The organism is Rhizobium chutanense, assembly GCF_002531935.1.
GTDB classification, from domain to species: domain Bacteria; phylum Pseudomonadota; class Alphaproteobacteria; order Rhizobiales; family Rhizobiaceae; genus Rhizobium; species Rhizobium chutanense.
This window is the reverse complement of record NZ_NWSV01000084.1, coordinates 1-995: the sequence shown is the minus strand read 5'-3', so window position 1 is coordinate 995 and position 995 is coordinate 1. Positions and strand designations below refer to the sequence as shown.

The following is a 995-nucleotide window of genomic DNA, read 5'->3' as shown; positions in this document are numbered from 1 at the left end:
GTTAAGCGGAAGTTCAAGAGCGAGATGTCGATGGCCTTTGTGCTTGTCGGCATCGCGCTGATCTTCGAGGTGCTTGGTTGGATTTTCGTGGGCACATCGTTTCTCGGCAACGACCAGCGCCTGTCGATCATCATCCTTCAGGTCTCGGTGACCGGAATTCTGGCCGTCGGCGTGACGCATGTGATCATCACAGGCGGCATCGACCTGGCGTCGGGATCGGTGGTCGGCCTGGCGGCAATGGTTGCCGCATCGCTGGCACAGGGCTCGGCGGATGTGCGCGCGCTCTATCCCGGCCTGACCGATCTCTTTCCCCTCTGGCCGATCATGGCCGGCCTGCTCGTCGGCCTGATCACCGGATGGATCAGCGGCGTCCTGATCGCCAAAACCGGCATCCCGCCCTTCATCGCCACGCTCGGCATGATGGTCTGTGCCAGAGGCGCGGCCAAGTGGTATACGCTCGGCCAGCCGATCGGCCTTTTGACGCCGCAGTTCACATGGCTCGGAAAGAGCTATCTCATCCTCGGCTTTCCGGTCCCCCTGCCGGTGCTGATCTTCCTCGGCGTTGCCGTGATCTCGCATATTGCCCTCGGCTACACCCGCTACGGCAAATACACCTACGCGATCGGGTCCAACCCGCAGGCCGCAAGGGTCTCCGGCATCGACATCGGATCCCATCTCATCAAGGTCTACATCGTCGCAGGCGTGCTTTCCGGACTGGCCGGCGTCGTCACCGCAGCGCGCGCAGCCTCCGCCCAGCCGACCATGGGCACAGCATACGAACTCGACGCCATCGCCGCGGCCGTCATCGGCGGCACGTCGCTGGCCGGCGGTTCGGGTCGCATCACAGGAACGCTGATCGGAACCATCATCCTCGGCGTCATCACATCCGGTTTCACCTTCCTCAAGATCGGTTCCTATTACCAGGAGATCATCAAGGGAGCCATCATCGTCCTCGCCGTCGTCATCGATCAATACAGACGATCAAGACAGGCAAG

General features: G+C 62.0%; 1 protein-coding gene. It reads left to right on the top strand.

Translation table 11 applies throughout. The features are described from left to right. Positions 1 to 995: ABC transporter permease (locus CO666_RS33390; protein WP_245436926.1), on the top strand; the 995-nt coding region annotated here is incomplete at both ends.